The sequence below is a fragment of the Pseudoalteromonas gelatinilytica genome, from assembly GCF_001641615.1.
GTDB classification, from domain to species: domain Bacteria; phylum Pseudomonadota; class Gammaproteobacteria; order Enterobacterales; family Alteromonadaceae; genus Pseudoalteromonas; species Pseudoalteromonas gelatinilytica.
In genome coordinates, this window is record NZ_LRRU01000007.1 from 110,311 (window position 1) to 136,803 (window position 26,493).

General features: G+C 42.1%; 18 protein-coding genes and 1 riboswitch. Of the genes, 8 read left to right on the forward strand and 10 right to left on the reverse strand.

Going from position 1 to position 26,493, the window contains the following annotated elements:
- The first annotated feature begins 6 nt into the window (after positions 1-6).
- The 4 genes from NH153_RS03270 (at position 7) to NH153_RS03285 (ending at position 6,862) form a co-directional block, all read left to right on the forward strand.
- Positions 7-3,144 carry an efflux RND transporter permease subunit gene (locus NH153_RS03270; protein ID WP_063700915.1) on the forward strand — a complete coding sequence of 1,046 codons (3,138 nt, stop codon included), beginning with the start codon at positions 7-9 and terminating at the stop codon, positions 3,142-3,144.
- A gap of 135 nt (positions 3,145-3,279) precedes the next feature.
- Positions 3,280-3,363: riboswitch (cyclic di-GMP riboswitch) on the forward strand.
- 107 nt (positions 3,364-3,470) lie between these two features.
- The gene (locus NH153_RS03275; protein WP_063700917.1) at positions 3,471-4,040 is read left to right on the forward strand and encodes a hypothetical protein; all 570 of its coding nucleotides are present in this window, start codon (positions 3,471-3,473) and stop codon (positions 4,038-4,040) included.
- A 275-nt stretch (positions 4,041-4,315) separates the two neighbouring features.
- Positions 4,316-6,394: a S9 family peptidase gene (locus NH153_RS03280; protein WP_063700920.1), complete on the forward strand. Its 2,079-nt coding sequence runs from the start codon at positions 4,316-4,318 to the stop codon at positions 6,392-6,394.
- A gap of 66 nt (positions 6,395-6,460) precedes the next feature.
- Complete coding sequence (locus tag NH153_RS03285; protein ID WP_063700922.1) at positions 6,461-6,862, forward strand: hypothetical protein; 402 nt, start codon at positions 6,461-6,463, stop codon at positions 6,860-6,862.
- Between the two features lie 49 nt (positions 6,863-6,911).
- Here the strand turns inward: NH153_RS03285 and NH153_RS03290 are convergent, their stop codons facing one another.
- Entirely contained in the window at positions 6,912-7,385 is a 474-nt protein-coding gene (locus tag NH153_RS03290; RefSeq protein WP_063700924.1) for a Dps family protein, read from the reverse strand.
- Between the two features lie 366 nt (positions 7,386-7,751).
- Here NH153_RS03290 and NH153_RS03295 point away from each other — a divergent pair, with 366 nt between their 5' ends.
- Positions 7,752-7,961 carry a hypothetical protein gene (locus tag NH153_RS03295; protein WP_063700926.1) on the forward strand — a complete coding sequence of 70 codons (210 nt, stop codon included), beginning with the start codon at positions 7,752-7,754 and terminating at the stop codon, positions 7,959-7,961.
- 4 nt (positions 7,962-7,965) lie between these two features.
- Here NH153_RS03295 and NH153_RS03300 read toward each other — a convergent pair whose 3' ends face one another.
- Both NH153_RS03300 and NH153_RS03305 read right to left on the reverse strand, forming a co-directional pair.
- Positions 7,966-8,571 carry a PGAP1-like alpha/beta domain-containing protein gene (locus NH153_RS03300; protein ID WP_063700928.1) on the reverse strand — a complete coding sequence of 202 codons (606 nt, stop codon included), beginning with the start codon at positions 8,569-8,571 and terminating at the stop codon, positions 7,966-7,968.
- Between the two features lie 8 nt (positions 8,572-8,579).
- Positions 8,580-9,116 (reverse strand): YaeQ family protein, encoded by a 537-nt coding sequence (locus tag NH153_RS03305; RefSeq protein ID WP_054552313.1) that lies wholly within the window; start codon positions 9,114-9,116, stop codon positions 8,580-8,582.
- Between the two features lie 91 nt (positions 9,117-9,207).
- On the opposite strand from NH153_RS03305, the gene ylqF reads away from it, so the two are divergent.
- Positions 9,208-10,152 carry a ribosome biogenesis GTPase YlqF gene (ylqF, locus tag NH153_RS03310; RefSeq protein WP_063700930.1) on the forward strand — a complete coding sequence of 315 codons (945 nt, stop codon included), beginning with the start codon at positions 9,208-9,210 and terminating at the stop codon, positions 10,150-10,152.
- Positions 10,153-10,885: 733 nt separating this feature from the next.
- Positions 10,886-14,335: a PAS domain-containing hybrid sensor histidine kinase/response regulator gene (locus NH153_RS03315; RefSeq protein WP_063700932.1), complete on the forward strand. Its 3,450-nt coding sequence runs from the start codon at positions 10,886-10,888 to the stop codon at positions 14,333-14,335.
- Here the strand turns inward: NH153_RS03315 and NH153_RS03320 are convergent.
- On the reverse strand, positions 14,332-17,304 hold the full coding sequence (locus NH153_RS03320; protein ID WP_063700933.1) for a DUF3857 domain-containing transglutaminase family protein: 2,973 nt from the start codon (positions 17,302-17,304) through the stop codon (positions 14,332-14,334). The genes NH153_RS03315 and NH153_RS03320 overlap by 4 nt on opposite strands.
- 145 nt (positions 17,305-17,449) lie before the next feature.
- Complete coding sequence (locus NH153_RS03325) at positions 17,450-18,619, reverse strand: DUF547 domain-containing protein (RefSeq protein ID WP_063700935.1); 1,170 nt, start codon at positions 18,617-18,619, stop codon at positions 17,450-17,452.
- A gap of 131 nt (positions 18,620-18,750) precedes the next feature.
- On the opposite strand from NH153_RS03325, the gene NH153_RS03330 reads away from it, so the two are divergent.
- Positions 18,751-19,275 carry a DUF2569 domain-containing protein gene (locus NH153_RS03330; protein WP_063700937.1) on the forward strand — a complete coding sequence of 175 codons (525 nt, stop codon included), beginning with the start codon at positions 18,751-18,753 and terminating at the stop codon, positions 19,273-19,275.
- A gap of 1 nt (position 19,276) precedes the next feature.
- Here NH153_RS03330 and NH153_RS03335 read toward each other — a convergent pair whose 3' ends face one another.
- The 5 genes from NH153_RS03335 to NH153_RS03355 all read right to left on the reverse strand — a co-directional run bounded on the left by NH153_RS03335 (position 19,277) and on the right by NH153_RS03355 (position 26,474).
- Complete coding sequence (locus NH153_RS03335; protein ID WP_063700939.1) at positions 19,277-20,557, reverse strand: sensor histidine kinase; 1,281 nt, start codon at positions 20,555-20,557, stop codon at positions 19,277-19,279.
- Entirely contained in the window at positions 20,558-21,934 is a 1,377-nt protein-coding gene (locus tag NH153_RS03340) for a sigma-54-dependent transcriptional regulator (protein ID WP_063700941.1), read from the reverse strand.
- A gap of 63 nt (positions 21,935-21,997) precedes the next feature.
- The gene (locus tag NH153_RS03345; protein WP_063700943.1) at positions 21,998-24,448 is read right to left on the reverse strand and encodes an ABC transporter permease; all 2,451 of its coding nucleotides are present in this window, start codon (positions 24,446-24,448) and stop codon (positions 21,998-22,000) included.
- Complete coding sequence (locus NH153_RS03350; protein ID WP_063700945.1) at positions 24,448-25,200, reverse strand: ABC transporter ATP-binding protein; 753 nt, start codon at positions 25,198-25,200, stop codon at positions 24,448-24,450. Before NH153_RS03350 ends, NH153_RS03345 begins: the two co-directional genes overlap by 1 nt.
- On the reverse strand, positions 25,197-26,474 hold the full coding sequence (locus tag NH153_RS03355) for an efflux RND transporter periplasmic adaptor subunit (RefSeq protein WP_063700947.1): 1,278 nt from the start codon (positions 26,472-26,474) through the stop codon (positions 25,197-25,199). The genes NH153_RS03350 and NH153_RS03355 overlap by 4 nt, the downstream gene beginning before the upstream one ends.
- Between the last annotated feature and the right edge of the window lie 19 nt (positions 26,475-26,493).

A 26,493-nucleotide genomic window follows, 5' to 3' on the forward strand; every position in this document is an offset into this window, starting at 1 on the left:
AACTTTATGACAGACGCAAATACAGAAAAACAGTCTGGCCTTATTGCCTATTTTGCCAATAACTCGGTCGCTGCTAACTTAATGATGGTGTTTATCATCATCATGGGGATTATTAGTTATTTCACTATTCAACGCCAAATGTTCCCGAATATTGAAATTAACTACATCGAGATACAAGCCAATTACCCGGGTGCCTCGCCACAGGAAATTGAAGAAAGTATTCTGATCAAAATTGAAGAATCGCTCAAAGATGTCACTGAAATTAAACGTGGTGTATATCGTGCGTTTCGAAATAATGGTCGTGCAAGCTTAGAGATCAATACAGACGCAGAGCTCACGGATGTGCTTGATAAAGTGAAGCTACGTGTAGACAGTATTGCGACGTTCCCAGCAGGCATGGAGCCTGTGACAATTAGTCAGGTTGAGTTTCGCCAAGACGTGATTGGCATGAGCTTAGTCGGTGATATTCCACTGACTGAGCTAAAGCCAGTTGCGAACCAAATCGAAAATGAGTTACTGCAACTATCTAATGTGTCATTGGTGCAAAACGATGTACCACTTGATGAGATTGCGATTGAAATCGATCCAGATTCACTGCGTCAATACAATCTGACTCTGAGTGATGTGGCCAGTGCGGTACGTCGTTACTCTGCGAATATTTCAGCAGGCCAATTACGTACTGACGCAGGTATTATCTCGGTACGTGTTGAAAACCAGTATTACAACGGTGATGAGTTCCGCCAGATCCCTGTAAAAATTGGCGCGAATGGCGCGAAAGTGCTGCTGAACGATATCGCGGTGATCAAAGACCAATTCACAGAAGGTGAACGTTACTTTAAATTTAATGGTGAAAATGCCGTTTATTTATCTGTAAAAGCAACTAAAGAGCAAAACATGATCCCGGTTGCAGACTCAGTTAAAGCGTTTATTGAATTAAAGAATAAAGAATTACCTGCCGGTATTCGTCTTGTGCCACTAATGGACATGACTTACTACCTCAATGCCCGTTTAGACATGATGAAAACCAACCTTTTTCAAGGGGCTATCTTGGTTGCCATTATGTTGTCTATCTTCTTGCGCTTTAAGCTAGCACTTTGGGTAATGATTGGTTTACCTGTGTGTTTCTTAGGTGCAATGATGATGATGCCATTATTTGGTATCAGTATTAATATTGTGTCGTTATTTGCCTTTATTATGGTACTGGGGATCGTGGTCGACGATGCCATAGTCATAGGGGAGAGCGCCTACACCGAAATTGAGAAAAAAGGCGGTGGTGTTGTTAACGTAGTCAATGGCGCAAAACGCGTTGCTACCCCGGCAACATTTGGTGTTTTAACTACGATTGCTGTATTTGCACCGTTTACGTTATCAAGTGGACCAGAGAGCGCATTCTTCTTTGGTATCGCTGTGGTGGTAATTCTGTGTTTGGTATTCAGTTTGATTGAATCGAAACTTATTTTACCAGCGCACATTGCCCATACTAAGTTCCCGCCAATTAATCCTAATAGCTGGCGAGCGCGCTTTAACAAGCGTTTCTTTAACTTTGTAAATGGTCCGTATAAACGCTTTATTGTGCGTTGTGTTGAATGGCGCTGGTTTGTGTTGTTTGCGTTTGTTGGCTTGTTAATTATGACCTTTGGTCTGATTGCTTCAAACCAAGTGCGTGTTGTACCAACACCTAAAGTACCTCATGATTTTCCGCAAATTCGTTTAGAGATGAATGAAAATGCCTCGGATATGCAAACAATTAATGCGATCCGTGAAATCGAAGCCATGGTACACAAAGTCGACCAAGAGACAGAGCGTGAGTTTGGCCAAAAGCTGATTCGCGATATCTTAGTGTTTAACCAAGGCCGTACTGAAGCACAGCTACTGGCTCCGCTGGTCGATGAAGAGTTACGTCCGTATAACGCATTTGAATTATCTCGCCGTTGGCGTGAACAAATGCCAAGTATCCCGGGTGTGAAATCACTGCAAATTTACGATGACGTGAATGGCGGTGGTATGGATGGTGAGTTTGGTTACTTACTTTACGGCCCAGATATCGATACCTTAAATGATGCAGGTCGTCGTTTCATCCAACTATTACAACAGCAAAAAGGCTTGTTTGATATTAGTTCGACCATCGATCCGGCGAGCAAAGAAGTACAATTAAGCTTAAAACCTGTGGCATATGATCTAGGTTTAGACCTTGCCAATATTGCTAATCAAGTAGGCGCAAGTTTCTACGGTGGTGAAGCTCAACGTGTTATTCGCCGTGGTGAAGAAGTGCGCGTCATGGTTCGTTATCCGAAACTAACACGTGAAGCGTTTGCCTCATTAAAGCATGCCGTTATTACAACACCTGCTGGTAAAGAGGTCATGCTAGGTGATGTTGTCGAGCTGAATGAAACGCCAGGTATTAGTTATATTCGCCGTGAAGGTGGCTATCGTACTGTGTATATCTACGGCAGTATCGATGAAGAAGCGATTGAACCGGGCGAAGTTGTTAAGCAAGTTAAAGAGACTCTGTTACCGCAACTTAAAGAAGAATACCCATCAGTTAAAACTGAGTTAGGTGGTTCTATTGAAGAGCAACAAGCGCAAGCTAATGAGCAAATCATGTTCTTCATCGGCGGTATGATTTTAGTGTATATCTTGCTCGCAGTACCGCTTAAGAGCTATTCACAGCCTCTTATTGTTATGTCGGTTATTCCATTTAGCTTAACCGGTGCAATTTGGGGTCACTTCTGGTTTGGTTTAGACATTAGTTTGATGTCGGGCTTTGGTTTGATTGCGGCAGCGGGTGTGGTAATTAACGACTCGTTAGTTATGACTGACTTTGTAAACCAAGCGCGCCGTGAAGGTATTTCAACTCGCGAAGCAGTTATCGAAGCAGGTTGTGCACGCTTTAGAGCAATTACCCTGACTTCAATTACAACCTTTGCTGGTGTACTACCGATTATGTTCGAAACCAGCTTACAAGCTAAATTTGTCATTCCAATGGCAGTAGCCCTTGGTTTTGCGGTTATGTTTGCAACCCTAATCACGCTAGTACTTGTACCTTGTTTGTACATCATCATGAGTGATGTGGGTAATATCTTCTTGAAAGTATTCCGTGCGGGGCACCGAGTAACGACCAGAAGAAAACTAGCAAGGGATTAATACCCCCTCAGTTTAAAAGCCAACCTAAAGGTTGGCTTTTTTGTATCATTCGTTTTTGCTAGTAACTATTTGCTATATAAGACGTTTGGTTACATTCTTTTGTTTGATTTGTGATTCGGTCACGATTATACTCAGTCTTGTTTTTGGCAAACTAACTGAAAGGTTAGGACGCAAAGTTTCCGGTCTAAGGTTTTAAACTATGATAGCGGGGCCGCTGATAAGCACATAATCTAGTGCTTTGGATCTCTTGCCTCAAACTAAAAGTATTTATTTTGTTCGGTTGTTAGATAATGCCTATTAGTTGTTCTTAGGGTGATATTTTGTTTATGCATACGTCAATGGCCTCCGGGAAGTGGTTGCCGATTGGTTGCTTAAATCATCATACCCAACTGTTTGTTGGTGATAGGGTGATTGTGACCTTTTATGACATGCAAGGAGAGCTAGTCGATTTATCATTCGAATACCCGATCAGCAGTTCTGATCAGGGTGAGCCTCATAATTGGCCACGTTCTGTTGCCGAGCATATTAACGTGCATATTCCGCTGGTTAAAGCGGGCAAAATGACCGAACAAGGTTTAGTGGTTGCGTACCGTTCAAACCAAATTTATGGCCTAGAAGGGTCGGGCATTACGCAGGTAAAAGTGGCGTTTAATTGCATCGCAAAATGTAAAGAGCGAGTGCAAGATAGTCTGCAAGATTATGACTATGTCTACCCACAAGCATGCAGCGATTACAGTGCGGGTGTTAAAGTACTACAGCCAAAAACGGGTCATATTTATATGTGTAAACCGTGGCCATTTAGCGAGTTTTGTCGTGTTAAAGATTCACACAACCCGCTGTTTGAGCCAGGTGTAGGAAAAAGCTGGGCTATGGCTTGGCAGCAAGTATCGCATTAACAGTTTCCCCCTAAATGCTATTTTAGCATTGCTTAGCCCACTCAATTTGAGTGGGCTTTTTTAATACCAACCCGCAATAATACTTAATCATTTTGAGGGATTAAACCTGTCGCTAACTGCGTTATAAATTTCTCATTTAGAACAACTAAATAACGAAATTTTTGCCTTGTTATCAACGAGGTTTCATTGCCTCAAAATAGACTACTTAATTAAGCTGATTGGTATAATTCTGTGATAAACTGCTAGCAATTCGTTTTTTATTTTGGTTTTTCCCTGTGTCATCAAAATCGTATTCTTTGTCTTTACTCGCGCATCCTCCTGTTGCCAAAAAACACCCTCATCCATTAACGACTCACCAACAGACTCGCACCGATCACTATTATTGGATGCGTGATGATGAGCGTGAAAATGAGGATGTATTAGCGCACTTAAATGCCGAAAACGATTATTGTGATAAGCAACTAGCCGATATAAAACCACTGCGCGAACAACTATTTAATGAGCTAAAAGACCGTATTGTTAAAGACGACAACACGGTACCAGTAAAAGATGGCCAGTATTGGTATCACTCAGAAGTACGTGGCGACGATGAATATGCACGCCATTATCGCAGCAGCTCAATAGAAGCGCACGACAAGCACCTGTTGTTAGATGTAAACCAATTAGCTGGCGACTACGAATTTTATGAATTAGGCGAAGTTGCAATTAGCCCTGACGAGCAGCTACTTGCTTACTCTGAAGACACCGAAGGGCGCCGTATTTACACTGTGCGTTTTAAAAATATTGCCAGCGGTGAGATGTTTAGCGATGTGCTGGAAAACACCGAAGGCCAAGTAGTGTGGGCTAATGACAGTAAAACCGTTTTTTATGTAAAAAAAGACCTACAAACCTTATTGGGTTTTCAGGTTTACCGCCATGTTTTAGGCACCTCGCAAGCTGATGATATACTGGTTTATGAAGAGCAAGATAAAAGCTTTTTTATGGGGCTTGGCAAAAGCCGCGATGAAAGCCTTATCATTATTGACCTTGCTACCACAGAAACAAACGATACTTGGGTGCTGGATGCCAATAACCCAGAAGGTGAGTTTAGTGCCTTAATGCCACGCGAAGAAGGCCATGAATTCGATGTCGATAAGCTAGGTGATACCTTTTACATTGTGACTAACTGGCAAGCAAAAAACTTTCGCTTAATGACGGCGACGCAAAGCACCATTGCCGATAAAAGTCTTTGGCAGGAGCATACACCGCATCGCGAAAACGTATTGTTAGAAGGAGTCGAGATTTTTGATGACTACCTTATCCTCACAGAGCGAGAACTTGGCCAAACACGTTTTGTTGTAGTTAATCAGCAAGCTGAGCGTCTTACTTTAGAGTTTGATGATCCTTGTTATTATGCTGCAATTGCCATGAACCCCGAGCCGAATGTGAGCACTGCGCGTATTTACTATTCAAGCTTAACGACGCCAGGTTCTTTGTATGATGTTGATTTAAAAACAGGTAACAAAACCTTATTAAAACAACAGCAAGTGCTAGGGGATTTTAACCCAGAACATTATCGCTCAGAGCGTTTAATGGTTACTGCAAGAGATGGCGAGAAAGTACCCGTTTCTTTGGTTTATCGTATTGATAAATTTACTAAAGATGGCACTAACCCAGTACTGCAATACGGCTATGGCGCGTACGGCATTACCATCGATCCTAGCTTTTCAAGCAGTTCATTAAGTTTGCTAGACCGCGGTTTTGTTTATGCGATTGCACATATTCGCGGTGGCGAAATGCTAGGACGTCACTGGTATGAGCAAGGTAAAAAGCAATATAAGCAAAATAGCTTTAGCGATTTTATTGATGTTACGCATGCGCTTACTGAGCAAGGCTATGCACACCCAGAAAAAGTATTTGCGTCTGGTGGCAGTGCTGGTGGTTTATTAATGGGCGCCGTGGTTAACCAAGCCCCTGAGCTTTATTTAGGTATTGGTTGCCATGTGCCATTTTTAGATGTGCTAACCACGATGCTCGATGAGAGTATCCCCCTGACGACCAATGAATATGACGAATGGGGTAACCCAAATGATCCTGCATTTTATGATGTAATTCAGGCTTACTCGCCGTACGATAATATTAAGCCGCAGTCTTACCCTAATATTCTCGTTACTACCGGATTCCATGATTCTCAAGTGCAATACTGGGAACCAATGAAGTGGGTTGCAAAGCTGCGAGAGTTTAAAACCGATGACAACATTTTGGTATTTAAAACCGACATGGATGCAGGCCATGGTGGCGCATCGGGTCGCTTTAAAAGCCTTGAGGAAAAGGCATTAGAAATGGCCTTTTTTATTGCTTTATTACCAAATTAAGGCTTAGATAAATAAGTAAATAAATTTTATAAGCGTAAACTTAAGTTGTATTTCAAAGGGGTAAGCATGTTTAAAGCCCATGGTGATTGGCGCTATTTTGTAGAGCCGCCAGTGATTTATGTGGAAATTAGTGGCAGCTTTAATAAAGAAGCCGTTGCTTCATTTAGTATTGAAATCGCTCAAGAAATTATGAAGTATCCAGAGCATTCCATTCAGTATGCTGTGGTCAATTTAGAGCAATTTGAATTAGCAACTGCCGATAGTATTGAGATTGCAAAGGTTTACTTTCAGGCCGTTAAAGCGCGGGGCTACAAACGCGTTGACTATATTAAAGCGAATATCATTGCTCGCAATTTATTAGAAACAGTTTGGTCGGGCGTCGAAATGGATATTAACTTTCACCCAGATGCTGAAAGCTTTTTTCAAGCAAGACCTGAGTACGATAATCTAAGAAAGTGGTTAAAGTAGAATATAAAAAAGCCCTCATATGAGGGCTTTTTCGTATCTGTTGTAAATGTTAACCAAGGTAGGCTTTTAACATCCAAACAAGTTTCTCTTGTTCTTTGATGTAGTCGCCCATAAGTGATGCTGTACCTTCGTCATCTGCATCACCTGCTTGTGCGAGGATTTCACGCTGCATCTGAATAAGCGTGCTGTAACCTGCTAATAGGTTTTCTACTGCCGCTGTGCCTTCAGTGATATTTTTAGCTTCACTAATTTTGCTTGCTTCAATGTACTCAGAGAATGCGTGCACAGGTGTACCACCTAACGTTAAAATACGCTCTGCAATCTCATCTACTTTCTCAAGCAGTAGGTTATAAATTTCTTCAAATTTAAGGTGTAATTCAAAAAAGTTACGACCTTTGATGTTCCAATGAAAGCCGCGTGCGTTCATGTATTGAATTTGGTAGCAGCTTAATAAAGAGTTAAGTGATTTTACGATATCTTCACTTTTTGCGCTGTTTAAACCAATTGCATTTACCTGTGACATAGATTTGCTCCTTAAAAAAACCGTTATTTGTTTACTTGCTAGTGCTTGGTGTTAAGTATTAGCCATCTTGGTTAATCTGTAAAATGGTTTAATTCGAACGCTGTGATAGGTTTTAGCTATCAAAGGTTGGTTTTGTCCATTTGTGCACTATCAACATAACATTAAATTACTTTTATATAGACTTGGGGCAACTGAGCAAAAAATCTACCTTATTTTACGAATATTTTAAAATTAGGCAGAAAGTATGATCTAAAACAAGGTTTGCACTCGCTGCTAACAACGCCGATTTAGAACTTGATTTAGGTCAAAAAAGCAACGAACTAGAAGCGCATAATGACTTTACCGCATTTAACCAGGAGAAGAAAAATGGACGGTAAAACAGTTAAAGAAAATAAAGCAGAATTAGTTGTTGTAGTGATTGCGTTACTTACATTTGTTATTGGTTTAGTTGGGCATTTAGCAGGTGCTAGCTTCGCAAACTTTGACACCTTTGGCTATATTGCTGCACCCGTACCACTGATTCTAGGGATCATTGTTTTAATCTCATATAAAGTGGCTGCAAGTGCTGAAGATTAAAGTTTCACTCACTTTGATTTATAAGCTTAATAATGTAATCCATCACTTGGCGTGAGTAGATCATACTGGTGTGACTCAAATGAAACACCTTATGTTCTGCCATGCCATTGAGTTTGGTTTCATCAATCAAAACTGTTCCATCAGAGACACTGCCTTTAGCAATCAGAGGCATTAGCCCAATTGGTAAATCACCGGCAATACTATAAAGCTTGGCATTAAATGGCCAATCACCATTCTCAGGCAATAAAAACTCTACGCTGTTTTTTAACAGCATATCAAAGCCTTTTTGCTGCATTTGCTTAGCAATATGACTGCCTTTATGCGGGGTGCCTAAGGTGATCACCTTTTCGACATGGCGACTTTGTAAGGAATTGGCCTCTAAGTAAGCGCGAGCCACTAAGCCGCCCATAGAGTGGCAAACTAAGGCGGTAGGTTTACCACCGATAAAGCGATCAATCTTATCGAAAATCGCCGCTCTATCGGGAGAGAGCGTGTTATAGGTCAAATTGAGTATTTTTAGACCTGACTTTTCAAGGCGTGAACACAGCGGGCGCATCACAAAGCCCGACATATAAAGTCCATGTAATACTACAACTTGCCTAATTGCCATCGCATTCCTTACATTAACTGTTGCGGTTTAATTTCGATATTTGCTGTGTCTGAGCTAACCCATACTTCACCATCTTGAATGGTAATCGTGAGTTTGATATTGCGATCAGCTAAGTCGGCTAAAGCCTGAGTCGCGGCATAATCGAGACTAAAAATACTCAAGTTTTTAAAATCATACAACTTAGGTTGATGTTTTTGCCACCAAATCGCTTGGTTATTTTCGCCGTAGGTATATAAAACAACTTGCTTCGACTTATTGCAGGCTTTTTTCAGACGTTTTTCGTCTGGTAGCCCAAGCTCAACCCATAATTCAATTTCTTCGCTATAGTTAATGTGCCAAAGCTCAGGCTCATCATCTGCGCATAAACCCTTTGTAAACTCTAAGCCTTCACGAGCATTTAGTGCAAAAGCCAACAAGCGGATCATTAAACGTTGCTCGGTTTCTGATGGGTGTTGTGCCAGTGTTAAATTGAAATCTTGATAAATGTGGCGGTCCATATCGCTTAACGATAATTGCGCTTTAATAATGGTTGATTTAAGAGCCATAACTGCTTACTTGAAAAAATTTGCGTCATTATAGCGCAATTCGTTGCCGAGCCAGTTAAAATACCGTGAAATTATCTTGTAGGAGTTAAAAATGGCCATCCAGTGGTTCCCGGGTCACATGAACAAAGCCCGAAACGAAATTAAAGAAATCATGCCACAGATGGATGTGATCATTGAGGTACTTGATGCCCGTATTCCTTACAGTAGTGAAAACCCAATGGTTACTGCGCTGCGTGGCGATAAGCCGGTGATCAAAATCATGAATAAGGCGGACTTGGCAGATCCTAAGTTAACGCAAGCTTGGAAAGACTACTTTGAACAGCAAAGTGGCGTAAAAGCGATTGATTTTGGTAATGATAAAGCAGGTGAAGTGCACCGTATTAATGAGCTTTGTAAAAAATTAGTGCCGCATAAAGTAGGCGCTGATAAGCAAATTAAAGCCATGATCATGGGTATTCCAAATGTTGGTAAATCAACGCTTATTAATACTTTAGCCGGCCGTATTGTGGCAAAAACAGGTAATGAACCTGCAGTAACAAAAGCACAGCAACGTATTAAGCTTGACGATGGCATTATGCTTTACGACACGCCGGGTATGTTATGGCCTAAAGTAGAGAACGAAAACTCTGGTTATCGTTTAGGGGCAACCGGCGCAATTCGTGATACCGCTATCGACTACGAAGAGGTGGCAAGTTACACCGCTGAATATTTACTGCATGCATATCCAGAACTTTTAAAAAGTCGCTATAAAATTGATGAGCTACCAGAGTCTGACTGGGAGTTTGTTGAAATGGCAGGTAAAAAGCGTGGTTGTATCCGCGGTGGTAATCAAATTGATACTTACAAAATGTCTGAAATTCTTATCAACGAATTACGCGATGGCATTATTGGTCGTATTACCATGGAAACACCGGTTATGCGTGAAGAAGAAGAGCAAATGGTTGCTGAGCTTCGCGCTGCTGCAGAGGCGAAAAAAGCCGCTAAAGAAGAAGAGAAAAAACAACGCCGTGCACGTGCACGTAAGAACCGTCGATAAAGTTAATGCATTAATTTTTAGACATAAAAAAAGCCCTGCAAGGGCTTTTTTAGTTTCATATCTACCGTCACCGATATGAGCAATGTAGCAAGTAAAATAAGTAGGGTCGCTTATATGTTGCCAATATCAAGGGGCGTTGCGATTAGTAACATATAAGCTAAAGCTTTAACGTGGCGACACGCGTTTCTGGGGAGAAACAAATTCAATCTGAACAAGTCATCATACTTTGCTTGGCTTGTTGAGATTAATTATCAATTAGGTTTGCGGTACTGTCAATATGTTTTTGAAAATAATTCTCATTTAGTTTGGTTGCAGGTTTGGTGCGAATTTTAGACATAAAAAAAGCCCTGTAAGGGCTTTTTGAGTTTCATATCTACCGTCACCGATATGAGCAATGTAGCAAGTAAAATAGTAGGGCGATCACCTGTTGCCAATATCAAGGGGCGTTGCGATTAGCAACAGGCGATCTTAGCTTTATCGTGGGCCACACGTGTTTCAGGGTCGAGAAACAAATCAGTTTATTCCGAACAAGTCATAACACTTTATTGTCTTGTTGATAGTGATTATCAATTAGATCTGCATATCTGTCAATACTCAATTGAAAATAATTCTCATTTCTTTATGTTTGTTTTTTAAACTTCCCTAATACAATGCATTAGCACTAAAGTTAGGCTGTAAATTACGTGCAATAAAAACTATGCTGGGGCTATAACAATTAAAATAATCACATGCGATGTTCTCAATTTGGTCAATAAGCCTTCTTGCAATTGTATATCTGGCAATTTTATTTGCGGTTGCAGGCTGGGCTGATAAAAGAAAAGTATTGCCTTTTAAAGGCTTAACCTATGGTTTATCACTTGGGGTGTATTGCACCTCTTGGGCGTTTTTTGGTACCACAGCACAAGCTGCATACAACGGCTGGTGGTTGGCTCCGACCTATGCTGGCACTATTTTGCTATTCATTTTTGGCTGGCAAGTCTATTGCCGCATAGCGCATATTTGTCGGCAGCAAAAAATAACCTCAATGGCAGATTTTATTGCGACCCGATATGGTCAATCGTCGAGTTTGTCTGGGCTCATTTCATTGATTTCAGTGATTGCCATTGTGCCCTATATCTCTTTACAGCTAAGTGCAACTGCACAAAGTATCAACTTACTTACCGACCGCGCTGCCACACAAAGCCATGAAGTATGGGCCGATAGTACTTTTTACATCACGATTGTATTGGCACTGTTTGCTATTTTATTCGGCGCGAGGCGGTTAAAGCCCAGCGAACATAATCCAGGTTTGATTGCCAGTATTGCCTTTGAATCTGTGGTTAAATTATTGGCGTTTTTAGCGGTGGGTTTGTATGTGTGCTTTGCTCTATTCGACAGCCCAGTGGCTCTGTTTGAAAAAGCGCATGACCTAAATATTGATCAGCAAGTGGCGGCCACACAAAGTCCAACCTATGTGTATGTTGCTCATACTTTGCTTGGTATTTTGGCGACCTTATGTTTGCCAAGACAATTCCACATGAGCTTTATCGAAAAAAATAACGATAAAGAGCTGGCCTCGGCGCGTTGGCTATTTCCGATTTACCTCTTACTTATTAACCTGTTTATTCTACCGATTGCATACGCCGGATTAATTTACTTTCAAGGTCAAGAAGTCGGCTACGACACCTTTGTATTGGCTTTACCCATGGCGGCTGATGATGCTTTTGTGGCGTTATTAGCCTTTTTAGGTGGCTTTTCAGCGGCAACCAGTATGGTGATTGTGTCATCAATTGTGCTTTCAGTGATGATCACTAATGACTTTATTAACCAATTTATTTTACGCCGCTCGCAACTTACATCGAGTAGTCGCGGGCTTGATAAAAATAACCTATTACATGCGCGTAAAATCGTTATCGTATTGATTCTATTGCTTAGTTACTTCACTCACCGAGTGCTGGGCGAAAGTACAACCCTTGCCAATGTGGGGTTGATGTCGTTTACCTTAGTCGCGCAATTTTCGCCTGCCATGATCATAGGTTTATGGTGGCGACAAGCATCGTGTCGCGGTGCGCAATTGGGGATTTTAAGCGGCTTTATTATTTGGGGATACACACTTTTACTACCGAATATCGCCGGAGGTTTAGGAAGCGATAGCTTATGGCTTGTGAATGGACCGTGGGGAATAAGCTGGTTAGCGCCAACCGACTTATTCTCATTAGGCATGGAAAGCATTAGCCAAGCTTTATTGCTATCGCTAGGTGCGAACTGTTTAGTGTATTTCTTAGTACCGTTATTTAGTCGAGCAACCTTAGCTGAACGCTTGCAGAGCAATAAGTTTGTGTCGCAGCTTAGTGATTCTCGAGTGAGTAATCATCTACAGCCTTTGAGTTACCATGACCTAGGTGCGCTAATGCAGCGATTTGCCGAAAAAGAAGCGGCGCAGTCGTTGGTAAATCATTACTTTCCGGATGATAAAAGTAAGTGGAAACGTCCTGCCAATGTTGAGTTAGAACTATTAGTTGAGCGCGAGATGTCTGCGGTGATCGGCGGCGCATCGGCACGGCTTATTTTAGATGTGGCTAAAAATGAGCAGCGCCAGCCTCTAGAGCAGGTTGCCGAGTTTGTTGATGAAGCAAGCCAAGTACTTAAATTTAATCGTGATTTACTGCAATCAACAATCGAAAACATTCAACAAGGGATCAGTGTAGTTGATAGTGAGCTGCGCTTGGTAGCTTGGAACCAAGGCTACAAAAACATGTTCGCCTACCCAGATGATGCGCTTTACATAGGCCGCCCGGTTGCCGACATTATTCGTTTTAATGCCGAGCGTGGCTTATTTAGCGGCGAGAGCATGACCAGCGAAGTTGAAAAACGCTTAGCCTATTTACGCCAAGGCAGCGCTTATAAATACCAGCGCTCGCACAATGATGGCCGGGTGTTTGAAATGCAAGGTAACCCACTGCCCGGTGGTGGCTTTGTAACAACCTATACCGACATCACCGAGTTCGTAAAACAACAAAAAGCGTTAACCGAAGCAAATGTTAGCCTTGAAGAAAAAGTCGCAGCCCGCACCTTGGCATTGACTCAAGCAAACCAAGAGTTGTCGATGGCAAAGCAAGTGGCGGAACAAGCAACGGTCAGTAAAACGCGCTTTTTTGCCGCTGCCAGCCATGATTTACTGCAACCTTTCAATGCTGCGAGTTTGTTTTGTTCTTTAATGAATGAAAAAGCCCAAGACACCGAACTTAAAGAGCTGGCGATGAATATTAAGAATTCATTAGGCAGCGCCGAAGAGTTGTTATCGAGTATTTTAGAGTTAACCAAGCTCGATTCAGGCTCGTTTAAAGTACAAATGAGCGAGTTTGCTGCCAGCTCGTTGGTTGAGCCACTGCGTAATGACTACGAAGCCCTTGCCCGTGAAAAAGGCTTAAAGTTTATTATTGAAACCTGTGATGTGCGCTTGCATACCGACAAAGCGCTGTTACGCCGAGTACTACGTAACCTTTTGAGTAATGCGATTCGTTATACCGAGCAAGGTGAAGTACGCTTGAAAATGCAGTACGACGATGACCATGTATCCTTTATTGTTGAAGACACTGGGATTGGTATTGCATCGAGCGATCAACAAACTATTTTCCAAGAGTTTAAACAGCTTGGTGCAAAACCAAGCGCCGAGGGGTTAGGCTTAGGGTTGGCAATCACTAAACGTATATGTGACTTACTTAAAATTCCGCTAGTGATGGGGTCTGAACTTGGTAAAGGCACGCAATTTACCCTAACTCTACCTTGTAGAGTGAGTACTGCGCCAGCGCAAGCGAAAGGCGCTGAGGCATCACAAGAAACCGAGCTGGGGCAATTGCGTATTTGGTTGCTTGATAACGACCGCAACGTGTTAGAGGCATTAAAGCAGCTACTCGAAAATTGGGGCTGCGAAATCTCAACGGCCACGAACTTAGTGGAACTTGAGCAGTTAAAGGCAAGCCAAGCCCTGCCGCAATTGTTGATTATTGATTATCAGCTTGATGATGGGGTAACGGGACTTGAAGTGATTGAGCAAGCGGCACTAACACGCTTACCAGCCATCGTTAATACTGCGAATCATGATGAAGGCATACGCGAGTTAGTGCTCGATGCGGGCTATCCATTACTTTATAAGCCTCTGAAAGCGCCCGCCTTAAAACGGATGATTAAGCGACTGACTTAATCTGCGTTTTGCTCAGTTGCTGGGGTATTGGCTTTAATTAAGCGCTCTACCTCAGCGACAAACTTCTTATCTAAGTCATCTTCATGGCTCAGAAATAACATCATTTCATCACCATTGTGGTCAATGACCGTGAGCGTGGTGGTGAGTAGGGCGCTTTTAGCATAATCAACGTTGAGCTCTTTAATGTCACTAAAGCGGCGCTGATCTTTTTCGAGCACACCTTGCTCATTTTTCCAGTAACTAAAAATAGTGTTTTCTGTGATGCCGTTTCCATCAGTTTTAAAATCGATAAATGCGTCACTATAAAAATAATGTACACTCTCGTTGGCAGGAATAATTTCTTTTCTTTTTAAAAAGTTAACTTGATAAGACCAAAGCTTGTCACCGGTTACTATGGTTGAACTTGGCAGTAAATATAGCTCATAAATTAAGCCATAAAATAGCCAAGGCAGCATGAATATCGACATGATAACCTGCCTCGCTCGCCATTGAGAGTGGTACTCAAGAGCCTGTTCGGGTTGCTTGAGGTTTTGAATGTAATTAACCAGTGGCAACCATAGAATAGGTGTAACTAAAAACAGCCAAGTACCATATTCCCAGTTATAGCTTACGACTCCAGAAATGATAATCGCCAGCCATAACACGAACCCAACCGCAACAGGCATGATCTTATTTTTGCCAAAGGTTTGCTCGCTGTGCTTGCAAAGCTCAAGTAACAACGGAATAAAAAACAGCGGTGCAAATATCCCTCGAGCAATCGGCATAATATGGCTTTGTTGTTGCTCTTTTATCGCTTTCCAGTTGCGATAGCTCCAGTAGTTAATGAATATTCCTAAGCTTAATAAGCTGTAAATAACAAACTTACTGTTACTGACAGGGTAGAACTGTTGCTCAGCAAAAACTGGGCGGTTACTTGCTTCTATACGCCAAGCCGCGATGAAAAAGATGATTGCCGCCAAGTAACTTAAAATAAAAACGCTATACCAGTTGGTTTCGTCATCCGCTGGTGAGGTTGTGGCGCTATTTGTGCCGTATTTAATGATGCCGTAATGGGTCGCGTTATTGAGTTTTTTGCGCTCGCTTAGGTAAAGGTCTATTTGATCGGCTGGAATATGATCCTGCTTAGCACTGTAATCAAAGTATAAGGTCAACACCGAGTCTTTAAATGTCACGCGTTTTTCGAGATGAAAAAATGGGTTGTCGACTGTGACCTGCTCATCATTAAACTGCCAATTAGTATCCGTAAACGTAACCTTTATGGTTGTTTCGATATTATTTGGGTAACGAAACCACATTGGTGCATTGTTACGTTCTCGCTGTTCCGGCTTATAAACTGAGTTTTGAATTTCACTAGCGTAAAAGTCGTTTTGAAAATCATTACCCTTAGGTCGCCAAAAGTTATCAATAGTATAGTGCTCATTGGTAATTAGCTGACCGGTGTCTTCTGGAGATTCAACCAGCATAGGTTTGACTGTTTTTAAGCCCTTGTAGGTATCTTGATAATATTCGCGGTAATCATCTTCTATGCTTTTTAAGCTGTTTTCAGCGATTGAACTGCGGCGGCTAATTGCTTCAAAGTCGCCGTATTTATATTGAGTTGAGAAACTAACTGGCTCATCAATACCTTCTGGGATCTGATAACTATCAAAAACCTGTATGCGTTTTAGGGCAGGCTCTGTGAACATATCAGTAAAGCCTGTTTCACCTTGCTTTATGATTAACGCTACATCGTAGTTCGGTTGAGCTAAATGTGCTAAATCGCCGCGCTGGTATGAAATGGTCGGATCAAGCCAATAGCGCTTACCTTGGTGCTCTAAGGTGACAATCACATGGTCAAACAAGCTAGGAGAGACAGGTAAGCTGGCAGTACGTTTTCTGTCTTCGGTGTTAACTAAAGCTGGATGAGCCTCTACGCCGAGCGCTTTAAGTAAAGAAATGAGCAAGACGGTTTTGTCTTTACAGTCGCCATAGCGCAGTGCCAAGGTTTCTGATGCAGGAGTAGGCTGGTGCGAGTTGGTGCCCATTTCTAGGCCTAAATAACGTATTTCGTCTTGGCTAAAGCGCAGGGCTGCAACAATTTGAGACTCTAAATCGGTATGTTGAAACTTAATTTGACGGGCAATTGTTTCAATAGCAGGGCTTACTTCGATGGCTGATTGGTATAAAGGTAACGACCAATTGATCACCTCTTGCCAATTATTTACTTCAGAGAAATACACTTCCTTGTAAGGTGAATACCAATGCGGTACTTCGCTTGCGGAGCGAATTGTCGGCTCATTGTGTTGGCTAATTTGGTAGTCAAAACCTGTATCGAGCTTGGTTTTAGTAACTGGTGACTCGCCATTCATAAAGTTGATATATAAGGGCGTAGGCTTTTGCCACTTTACCCGCATAAATTGCTGCACTATCGGCACCGACCAGTTCAGTGTGCGCATGGTGCTGAAGTGCTGATAAACCGGATTACTCCCCGAAACCGTATAGCTGTAATCTAAAATATCCATGACCCGCATATCATCAATAATGACATTTAGGCTTAAGGTGCCATTGTATATACGACTTGCTAAGTCAGTCTCGCGTTGTAACACCTGTAGCTCGGCACTATTTAGTTTATCTATATATTGACCGTCACGAATAATGCCTAAGCTATTGAGGGTAAGAGATTGATAATTTGGGTCAAAATCAATATTCAGCTGGCTAATATAATCAACCCCAGACTGATTGACCGCCTGCATTACAGTACGATTAAAGCGTTGCTGTGGGGCTTGCTCAGATACCTGAAACTGAGTGTCGAGCATCAGGTAGAAAGTCCCGTCTCGTATTTGGTCTCGAGGAATCTCAGGGATGAGTAACTTATGTTGTTTTACCCAGTTAGCTGCGGGCGCAACCTGATACTCTTCAGCGGCTGCAAAACAGCTCACAAAGAATAAAAAAACAGCCAGTAGCTTAAGTTGTAAGTGCATCCATTTCATTGTTATTTTCTAATTACGTTTAGTTTTATATGACAAATTACTGAATTTCGCGGCTTGAGCCAAATAAAAATTAATTTTTATAGTGTAGGTCTCGTAAGGATGTGGTGAGTCTAAGCGGCTCATGGTGAGCCGCTTTAGGGTTATATTATTTATCTTCAGACTCTTTAGCTGGTAAGTCTTTTATTTCAACGCGAGTATTTACTTCATAGTATTTTTGCGTGATTTTTTGCAAAATTTCGCGACGTAACGGGCTTACATGGCCGACTTCTTTGGTTAAGTTATCTCCATATGTCATGAAGGTGTTATCCCAGCCCCAGGCAATTACGCTTGGATCGGCGACTGTCGCGTTACCTCCACCATATTCCATATCACTGCCTAGGATGTCGGTAATATCATAGTTATCGATACTAAAAGAGAGGTTTTGCACAACTTGGTCTTTATCTGGCTCTTGAATCACTAGCGATTGAAGATGGTCAGCTAAGTCTTCTTCAAAGTTAGGAAAATAGTTTTTCTTTTCAAGGTATAAAGAAGAAACACGAGTGCTATGGTTACCTATCACACTGCCGCGGTTTGAATTAACAAACTGCACTGCATTGGTGGTCAGGGCTGCAAATACATTTTTCGCTGTATATGGGTGGTCTAGTAAATTTGGGCTGCCAATGTAGCCACGATAGTAGCCATACATTAATAGCGGGTCATTGTTAAATAGCGGTGCAACAATGTTGTACTCAATATCGTTTAATGAATACTGGTTACCATTAAAGTTAAAGCGCGGCTTATCAAAAAAGCTTGGTTCTTCGTTTAATAGCCTCGTTAGGTTTTTAACAGGATATTGCTGAACTAGTTCATTGAGTACTGTCACGTTATAGAGGTTGAGCCAGTAAGCGAGTAACTCTGATTTTGGTAAGTTACTTAAATTCACCTTGTTTGGCAGGTCGGCCATATTTTCTTGCACTATTTGCAAGTCTTGCTTCATCTGAGGATTCTTTCTGTACGAATCATAATAAAAGCGGTTTGCTTCTGTTGCGGTAGACGGTTTAGGGTTAGATGATAATCGTGTGCCTATTTTGCTCGTATTATTTGAAATGCGATAGCGGTCTGACATACCTAAATCAATCACCGAGGCATTTAATATTTGCCCGTAGTCAGTGTACTCAAGTGTGATATTTGATTTTTCATCATACTGATGAAATTGGCTAAATTTTTCTTGGTTAATCGCTGTCGTTGCTGTTTTATTAATAGGGGCCGTTGAATTACAGGCTGTGACTAGAATAAGTGACGTTGCTAATACGATGGGTTTTATGGCGTTTTTCATTTTTATGACCTTCCGTAGTTTAAAAAATAAACATAGCGTGGTTTTTCTGAAAGCGCAACAATCTGTTTTTTTGTGAATTTTATTAAAAAATAAGCGTATAGTAGAAGAAATAAAAATAATAAGGACAACTCATGGAAGAAGCAAAACAACAAAATAAAATCGAAACACCAGAAGCTAAAAGCCCCGAAAATGATGACTTAGTTGGCATAAAAGGTTGGCTTATTCTTGTGGCGATAGGTGTGGTACTCAGCCCTTTTAGAGTATTTATCGAATCAGTAAATACCTTTAAACCCATTTTCACGACCGAGATGTGGCAACGTTTAACATCGCAATTTGGTGATATGTATCATCCACTTTGGGAGCCTTTACTGATCATTGAAATGGTGTTTAATGCAGCACTATTTTTAGCTTCGCTTTATTTAATTGTGTTGTTTTTTAAGCATAAGAAAGCATTTGTAAGTTGGTACTTAGCGATATTATTTGGTGGATTAGCGTTTATTGCTCTCGATGCCTATGCGGTTAGTTTAATTGTGCCTGATGTCGACGTGTTCGATGATGAAATGAAAACGATGATTTTCAGAGGGCTTATTCAAGCTGTGATCTGGGGACCTTATATGCTTTTATCTAAGCGAGTGAAAGCCACATTTGTAAAATAAGTTAGCTGGGCACCGTAATTGTAGCTTCTGTGCCTTGCTGGGGTTTTGAGTTTATTGATAACTCAAAGCCTTGGTTGCGCACAAGTTCTCGGGTGATCACAAGTCCTATACCTGTGCCATTTGCCTTGGTTGAGTAAAATGGCACGAACAAGTTATCGGGGTTTTGAATACCACAACCTTGGTCGCTAATTGCAATATTTAAGTTATCACCTTGTCTTGACCAAGTGAGGCTAGGGGCAGAATTGCTGCCAGCTTCAAAAGCATTTTTTATCAGGTTGATCAACGCTTGTTCTAGCTGACCGAAATCGGCATTAACATGTAACTCTTCGCTGCTATTTATCACTAGTTCAGGAAAGATAGCGCTTAAACGTGTGTTTAATTGCTCGCTACTAATTGCTTGTTTTTGTGCAGGTGGTAGCTTGGCAAACGCACTGTAACTGGCTACAAAATCAAGCAAGTGTTGAGCGCGTTTTTCTATAACTTGCAACATATCTTGGGCGAGATCATCGTGACTGCTAATTTGTCCTTGGCGCTTAAGGGTTTGCAATGATTGACTCATTGAATAAATCGGCGTGAGTGAGTTACGCACTTCATGATTTAACACTCGAATCAAACGTTGCCATACAAGTTGTTCGTTATCGCGAAGCTGTTGCTCAATTGAAAAGAAGGTTAGTAATTCAAAGTTTCTGCCGGTCCGCCAAAAAGTCTGCGATGAGATTTGAAAGCGTTGTTTAAACAGTGAGTCACTGTTTTGTTGCCATTCGCCATCATGCAGAGCAATGCCTAAGTCGCTGGCCGATTTACCTTCAATTTGGCGATGACTAATACTGTTTATAAACGCCTTATTACTAAAGTAAATTAAGCCATGGGGGTCTAGTATAACGATGGGTAAGTCCAGCATGCTGGCAAACTCAAAAACAAACTCTTCTGTTTGCATGTAATGGCGTTTGTTCTTGGCTATTTTATTGCTGAGCTTGGCAAAATCTTGCTTAAGCGCTGCGACTCGTCCACTTTGATAAGACGCTAAATGCCAACTATTACTTTCGTCATTTGCCAGTGCATCTAGTTGCAGACCAAAGCGTTCAACCACATCGGTGATCACACGGTAGCTTTTAATTAAAGCAAAAGTGCTTATCCCGATAAACGGCAATAATAGACTGATACTGGCAAACCAATCTAGTTTTAAGCTGAGCGAAAGGGCAATACCAAGCGTTAATAGCAGCGCTATAACCATATAAAAATAGCGTCGAATACGCTGCTCTAACGACAACTTACTACTCATTTAGCGTTCTACTTCTTTTAAATCGAGCTGATGTTTATCAATGCGACGATAAATAGCCGATTTACTTAATCCTAAAAACTCTCCTGCGGCGATAACATTGCCATTAAATTGCAGCAGCGCTTTTTGAATCATCTGTTTTTCAAGCTCTTCAAGGGGCAATAGTGGCAAAGCTTGTTCCGCATTACTATTCGGTTGCTCGCAACTTGGTTGATCTAAAATGAGGTCATTGGCTTGAATATTGTTGTTATCGCTCATGATCACCGCGCGTTCAATGCAGTGACTTAGCTCACGAATATTACCAGGCCAGCTATAATTTTTTAGCGCCTGTAGAGCATCAACACTGAGCGCCATATTCGCTCGTTGGTATTTTTTACCATGCACTAACAACAAGTGTTCAGCTAAGGGAGCGATGTCGTCTTTTCTGTCGCGAAGCGGTGGAATGTGCAGTTCAATAGTATTGAGTCTAAATAATAAGTCACGGCGGAATTCACCCTGCTCAATGGCCGTAGCTAATTCACTATTGGTAGCAGAAATAATGCGAACATCGGCGGTTTTGGTTTGGCTTGAGCCGAGCACTTCAAATTCTTTGCTTTCTAGCACACGCAGCATTTTACTTTGTAGCTCAAGGCTTAAAGTCGCAATTTCATCTAAAAATAAGGTGCCGCCTTCGGCAATTTCAAACCGTCCTAAGCGGTCTTCTTTGGCATCAGTGAAAGCGCCTTTCTTATGGCCAAATAATTCGCTTTCGAATAGCGTTGGGGCAATGGCGCCAACATTCACGCTTACATAGCGTTTATCAGCTCTGAGTGAATGCTGATGAATATAATGTGCCAATAAGCTTTTGCCAGTGCCATTTTCGCCGGTAATTAAAATACTGGCATCGGTTTTTGCTGCGCGCTCAGCTTTGGCAAGCAACAGTTGCATGATTTCTGAGTGGGCTATGTAGTGGGCCTGTGTGTCGCTGGTAAGCGCCTTTAAACAGGCATTGTCGTGATTACTTTGCTTGAGCTTGAGTTGTTGTTGTACAACGGCGGTTAAGCGTAAGTTATTCCATGGCTTTTCAACAAAGTCGACAGCCCCTAATTGCATGGCTTTAACGGCAACATCAATGCTGGCCCATGCGGTCATGACAATGACAGGTATGGTCGAACCTAATTGATTTAGTTGCTTTAAAAAGCGTAACCCTTCTTCACCTGAGGTGGTGTCGAGCTTGTAGTTCATATCGAGCAAAATCAGGCTAATGTGCTCTGATTTTAATAACTCAAGGGCATGTTCAGGGCCTTCGGCCTCAAGGCAATGTAAGCCCAATTGTTGTAATGCAACAGTAGCAGCCAGACGCACATCAGCTTGATCGTCTATGACTAATATTTTGTCCATGATGTTTTCTTGTTATCCTGTTGAGGCAGCTTAAGCTAAAACTTAAGCCACCATTTTGTGCTGTTAATCGTTACGTAGTGCGGCCATAGGTTTTGCTTTAAGTAGTAAAACCAAAGGTCTAAAGCAAGCGAATAGCGCAATACATAAGGTAATACTCCAAGCAAGTAATTGCAGTCTTACATCAAGTATCAGCCAAGACATTAGCTGGCCTTGTAACATGTAAAAACCCATCATTACCACAGCAAGTGCAACCGCAAAGCCAATGAGCACAGGGATAATAGCTTCAACACTCATCAGCTTGAATAAGCGCGCTTTTTTCGCACCTAATGCCATACGAATACCAAACTCATAACGGCGCAGACCTAGGTTGTAGCTTAGTACCCCAAAGATACCGATTGCTGCTAATAATAGAGTAAATAGCGCTAAGGTACTACATAGAACCACAGTCAGTCGGCTCATATACAGTAAATTGTCGTACTCTTGTTGCAGGTCATTAAACTGCCACATGGTTAGGTCGCTGTTCTTTTCTTTTAGCGTATTAAGTATTTGTTTATTAGTCAGCTTAACCCCATCAGAAGCTTTGATAGTAAACATGTAGCTATACGGTGTTGCTGGCCACCAAATGTGACGACCAAACGACTCATCGTAGTATTTAGGGTGATTAAAATCTTCGGTTACACCCACCACTTCATACATCTTTTCTTCTAAGCCTTGGTAGCTCTTGCCGATGATATTTCGATAATCTTGGCCTGGTAATAAGTTCTCTGCAACGCTGACCGAGACAAGTATCTCGTTGGTTTCACCACGTATGGCTTGTTCGCTAAAGGTGCGGCCAGCGAGAATTTTGGTGTTAACTAACGCAAAGTAATCAGGCCCTACCCACTGACTAGGGAAGAAAATTGAGCTTTTACCGTTTACATCAGTCAGGGTGTTGGCATTTTGTCTTGCTGATACTGGGCTGTGACCCAGGGCAACATCATCAATGCCTTGGCTATCAAGCAAAACCTGCTTGTATTGCAGCATATGTTCGTAGCGCTCCGCCAATGACATTTGATTATTTGGCTGGAACAGGTTGGCAAAATAAAGGTTTTCGGTATCACTGCCGAGTGGGCGGTTAATCGTGCCCATGGCTTTACTGACTACCATCACCGAAAAACTCACAAGCAGCGCGGCAACAAACATTTGTGAGCCAATTAAAATACGCACTGTACGGCCAGATACCTGCGAAACCCCGCCTTTTCCACTGTTCTGCATTTGCGTATTTAGGGTTTTGTAATTCACCAAACGCGCTGTAATTACAGAGAAAATATAAGCAAGAGCAATACACAGTATGATGGCAACAATGACCAACGTGCTATCAACCGCCAAGCTGTTAACCAGTGGTAATCGGCCTTCTGCCAATACTTTAAATAAACGTATGCCCCATACCGATAAAAACAGTGCAATGCTTACCGATAAGGTCATTAAAATTAGTGACTGTAAAAAGATACTTTTAAATAACGTGCTGCGTTTAGCACCTAACACCGCCTGCAAGGCGAGGGTTTTATGTTGAGCAAGAGCGCGCGAGAAGAATAAAGTACTGACGTTAAGTACTGCAATAATCAGTAGCCCTACTGCACCGGCTAACATCATTAAGCTTAAGTCATCGTTATTACCCAGCTCAACGTCACGATAAGGAGTTACTTCAGGTTTTACATCGGTGATCCCCCCGTTGTTTAGCCACTCTGATTTAACCGTATCAATTTGCTGTTTTAAATCGACTTTAACTTGATCTATAGTGACCCCAGGCTTTAAAACGGCAATCAGTTTTAGGTTTTTAAAAGTGTTTGTCCACGGGCTTTGCCAATCATCATTGTGAAAGAAACGGCGGTCCGCACTTGATGGAAACCACACTTCAACATCGCTTGCTTTAAACATGTAAGGGGGGCTGAATGAGTCATCAACAACACCGACGATACGGTGAACATAATCGGTTTCACCCGCCATGACTGAGAGTGTTTTACCAATAATGTTCGGGTCGCTGTTGTAATGCTTGCGCCAAAAGTTAGCAGAGATAACAACGCGGTCATCAGGTGTTTCTAGCGTTTCTCCAAGGTCAAAACCCTGTCCCATTAAAAATGGCGTGTTTAATAAGTCAAAGTAGTTGCCGCCAACATACAGCACAGGCTCTTTAGGTTCGCCATCTAGGTTTGCAAAGATTTGCTCACCTGCATTGATCATCATACTTTGTTCAAAGCTTTGATTATGCTTAAGCCAATGTACCATCGATTGATAGCTTTGAAAGCCGGTGGCATCGTAGTCATCATAAGTAAGTGATTGCTCAACCACCACCATGCGGCTTTCATCGTACACATCAAGGGGTTTTAAAAAGTAGCTGTTAACAAGGCTAAGCACCACAAATAAGGTGGCAAGAGTTAAAGCAAGCGTTGCGATAACCGCTGTCACAAAGCCCGGTGCATTCATTAATGATGCCCACGCTAAGCTTAGTTGGGCGCGTGTTTTGGTTAATTTCATTACATCACCTCGGCGCTTTCGAGTACTTGCTCAGCAGTGTCGTTGCTAGGTGCATGGCGAGCTTCAGAGTAGGAAACAATTTCACCATCTAGCAATTTAAGTTGCGTCTTTGCACGTCCGGCATAACGTAAATCATGGGTTACCATACAAATCGTGGTGCCTTTTTTATTCAGCTCATCAAGCAAGTCCATGACGGCATCACCATTTTTTGAATCTAAGTTACCAGTTGGCTCATCCACCAATAAAATGCTTGGCTTGCCAGCCAGTGCGCGGGCAATAGCAATACGCTGTTGCTGACCACCGGATAATTGGTTTGGTTTATGCTGAGCACGGTGGCCCATCTCAACTTCATCAAGGGCTTGTTTTACCGCAAGCTCAATTTCGCTCGGGCTCATGGCTGGCTCTCGATAAGTGAGCGGCAGTGCTACGTTGTCAAACACCGATAATTCATCAATTAGGTTAAACGACTGAAATATAAAACCAATGTGAAGGTTTCTAAGTTCAGCTTGCTGATCCATATCAAGGGTTTTTGTGTCGACTTCTTTAATGAAATAGTCGCCAGCAGTTGGGCTATCGAGTAAGCCTAATAATGACAGCAGCGTCGATTTACCACAGCCAGATGGGCCGCTAATGCAGATATAGTCACCTTGGTTAATATTCAGGCTGATGTCTTTTAATGCATAGGTTTCAACATTTTGGCCGCGATAAACTTTGGCGATTTTGTTTAATGAGATAAGCGTATTGGTTTTCATAAACTGTCCTGTTCGATTTTTATTGTTGCCAAATGCTGCCATTTAGAAAGGTCTGAAATGATCAGCTGTTCGCCCACGGTGGCACCGCTCAAAAGTTGAATTTGATTGTCACTGAGTGTACCAAATTCGATATAGGTTGGCGTTGCTAACTGGGTATTTGGATTAAGTTTAAACAGCGTGGCTTCGCTGTGAGCTTGTGCTTTTTGTGGCACGTTAATGGTTAACGCATCAGGAATAATGTTGCTAACGACATAGCCTTCAATGCTCAAATCTGGGCGGGCATTGGCAGGCAGTGTGCCTTGTAAATCAAGTTCGATGATAACTCGGCCATCGGTAACAATAGGGTCAATTCGGGTGACTTTGGCATCAACTTCACCGTGGTCTGCTTGGCTAAAAGTGTTAACTTTCGCTGCCATATTGAGTGCCACTTTTTCGGCATCAGCTTGCTTAACGCTTAGCTCTGCTTTGAGTGCTTTATTTGAGCCAACCACCGCAAGGCGGGTACCCGGCACGAGGTTTTGACCAAGTTCAACATTCAATTCTTGCAGCATGCCATCGATGCCTGCTGTTATTTGCAGCTGATCAAAAGCCTGTTGTTCAACCTGATAATTAAGCTCAAATTGGCTTAATAGTTCTTGCTGTATTTTGTTGCGTTGTAAGTGCATTTCTTTGAGCTGAGCGAGGCGTTGCTGCTCGATACTTACGCGCTCTGTAAGCTGTGCAACGTTTAGCATGCTTCGTTTGTAATCGAGGCTTGAAACAATTCCTTGCTCGATCAGTTTGCTTTCGGCATCGACTCTAAGCTCTGCGCTTTGCAGCTCACTTTTTAATATGGCGAGATTTGCTTGGCGCTCAAGTAGCTCACTTTGCTGATTAATTTTTTGCTCATTAACACTGGCTTTTTGGCGAGCAAGTTCTAGTCGAGCGACCGATAAACGCTGCGCTTGCTGTGGGTTGACGAGGCTTAAAATCACCGTGTCTTTTTTAACGATAGTGCCGGGGTATACATGGATAGCTTCGACCATTGCGGTGTCGGTATTGGTTAAGTAACGTTGATACTTTGGCTTTAAACGGCCAAAGCCACGTATTTTCACCACAAAATCGGCTTGTTCTACGGTTGCAATTTGCAGTTGGCTTGCAGCAACCACGGTGGGTGTAGCCCATTGATACACCATTAAAGCGCCAAGAGCCGACACGCCAATGGCTGCAGCCATAAGCCATTTTTTAGCTTTTGATTGCTGAGGTTTGCGTTTTAGTGTGCTGTCTAAATCCATGATACTGATAAAATTAAAT

What these genes read in the sequence shown, in the direction of transcription:
- NH153_RS03320 (WP_063700933.1), bottom strand. Translation starts at nt 17,304, where the DNA reads ATGAAATGGATGCACTTACAACTTAAGCTACTGGCTGTTTTTTTATTC.
- NH153_RS03335 (WP_063700939.1), bottom strand. Translation starts at nt 20,557, where the DNA reads ATGAGTAGTAAGTTGTCGTTAGAGCAGCGTATTCGACGCTATTTTTAT.
- NH153_RS03295 (WP_063700926.1), top strand. Translation starts at nt 7,752, where the DNA reads ATGGACGGTAAAACAGTTAAAGAAAATAAAGCAGAATTAGTTGTTGTA.
- NH153_RS03345 (WP_063700943.1), bottom strand. Translation starts at nt 24,448, where the DNA reads ATGAAATTAACCAAAACACGCGCCCAACTAAGCTTAGCGTGGGCATCA.
- NH153_RS03285 (WP_063700922.1), top strand. Translation starts at nt 6,461, where the DNA reads ATGTTTAAAGCCCATGGTGATTGGCGCTATTTTGTAGAGCCGCCAGTG.
- NH153_RS03325 (WP_063700935.1), bottom strand. Translation starts at nt 18,619, where the DNA reads ATGAAAAACGCCATAAAACCCATCGTATTAGCAACGTCACTTATTCTA.
- NH153_RS03305 (WP_054552313.1), bottom strand. Translation starts at nt 9,116, where the DNA reads ATGGCTCTTAAATCAACCATTATTAAAGCGCAATTATCGTTAAGCGAT.
- NH153_RS03330 (WP_063700937.1), top strand. Translation starts at nt 18,751, where the DNA reads ATGGAAGAAGCAAAACAACAAAATAAAATCGAAACACCAGAAGCTAAA.
- ylqF (WP_063700930.1), top strand. Translation starts at nt 9,208, where the DNA reads ATGGCCATCCAGTGGTTCCCGGGTCACATGAACAAAGCCCGAAACGAA.
- NH153_RS03315 (WP_063700932.1), top strand. Translation starts at nt 10,886, where the DNA reads ATGTTCTCAATTTGGTCAATAAGCCTTCTTGCAATTGTATATCTGGCA.
- NH153_RS03350 (WP_063700945.1), bottom strand. Translation starts at nt 25,200, where the DNA reads ATGAAAACCAATACGCTTATCTCATTAAACAAAATCGCCAAAGTTTAT.
- NH153_RS03275 (WP_063700917.1), top strand. Translation starts at nt 3,471, where the DNA reads ATGCATACGTCAATGGCCTCCGGGAAGTGGTTGCCGATTGGTTGCTTA.
- NH153_RS03290 (WP_063700924.1), bottom strand. Translation starts at nt 7,385, where the DNA reads ATGTCACAGGTAAATGCAATTGGTTTAAACAGCGCAAAAAGTGAAGAT.
- NH153_RS03300 (WP_063700928.1), bottom strand. Translation starts at nt 8,571, where the DNA reads ATGGCAATTAGGCAAGTTGTAGTATTACATGGACTTTATATGTCGGGC.
- NH153_RS03270 (WP_063700915.1), top strand. Translation starts at nt 7, where the DNA reads ATGACAGACGCAAATACAGAAAAACAGTCTGGCCTTATTGCCTATTTT.
- NH153_RS03355 (WP_063700947.1), bottom strand. Translation starts at nt 26,474, where the DNA reads ATGGATTTAGACAGCACACTAAAACGCAAACCTCAGCAATCAAAAGCT.
- NH153_RS03340 (WP_063700941.1), bottom strand. Translation starts at nt 21,934, where the DNA reads ATGGACAAAATATTAGTCATAGACGATCAAGCTGATGTGCGTCTGGCT.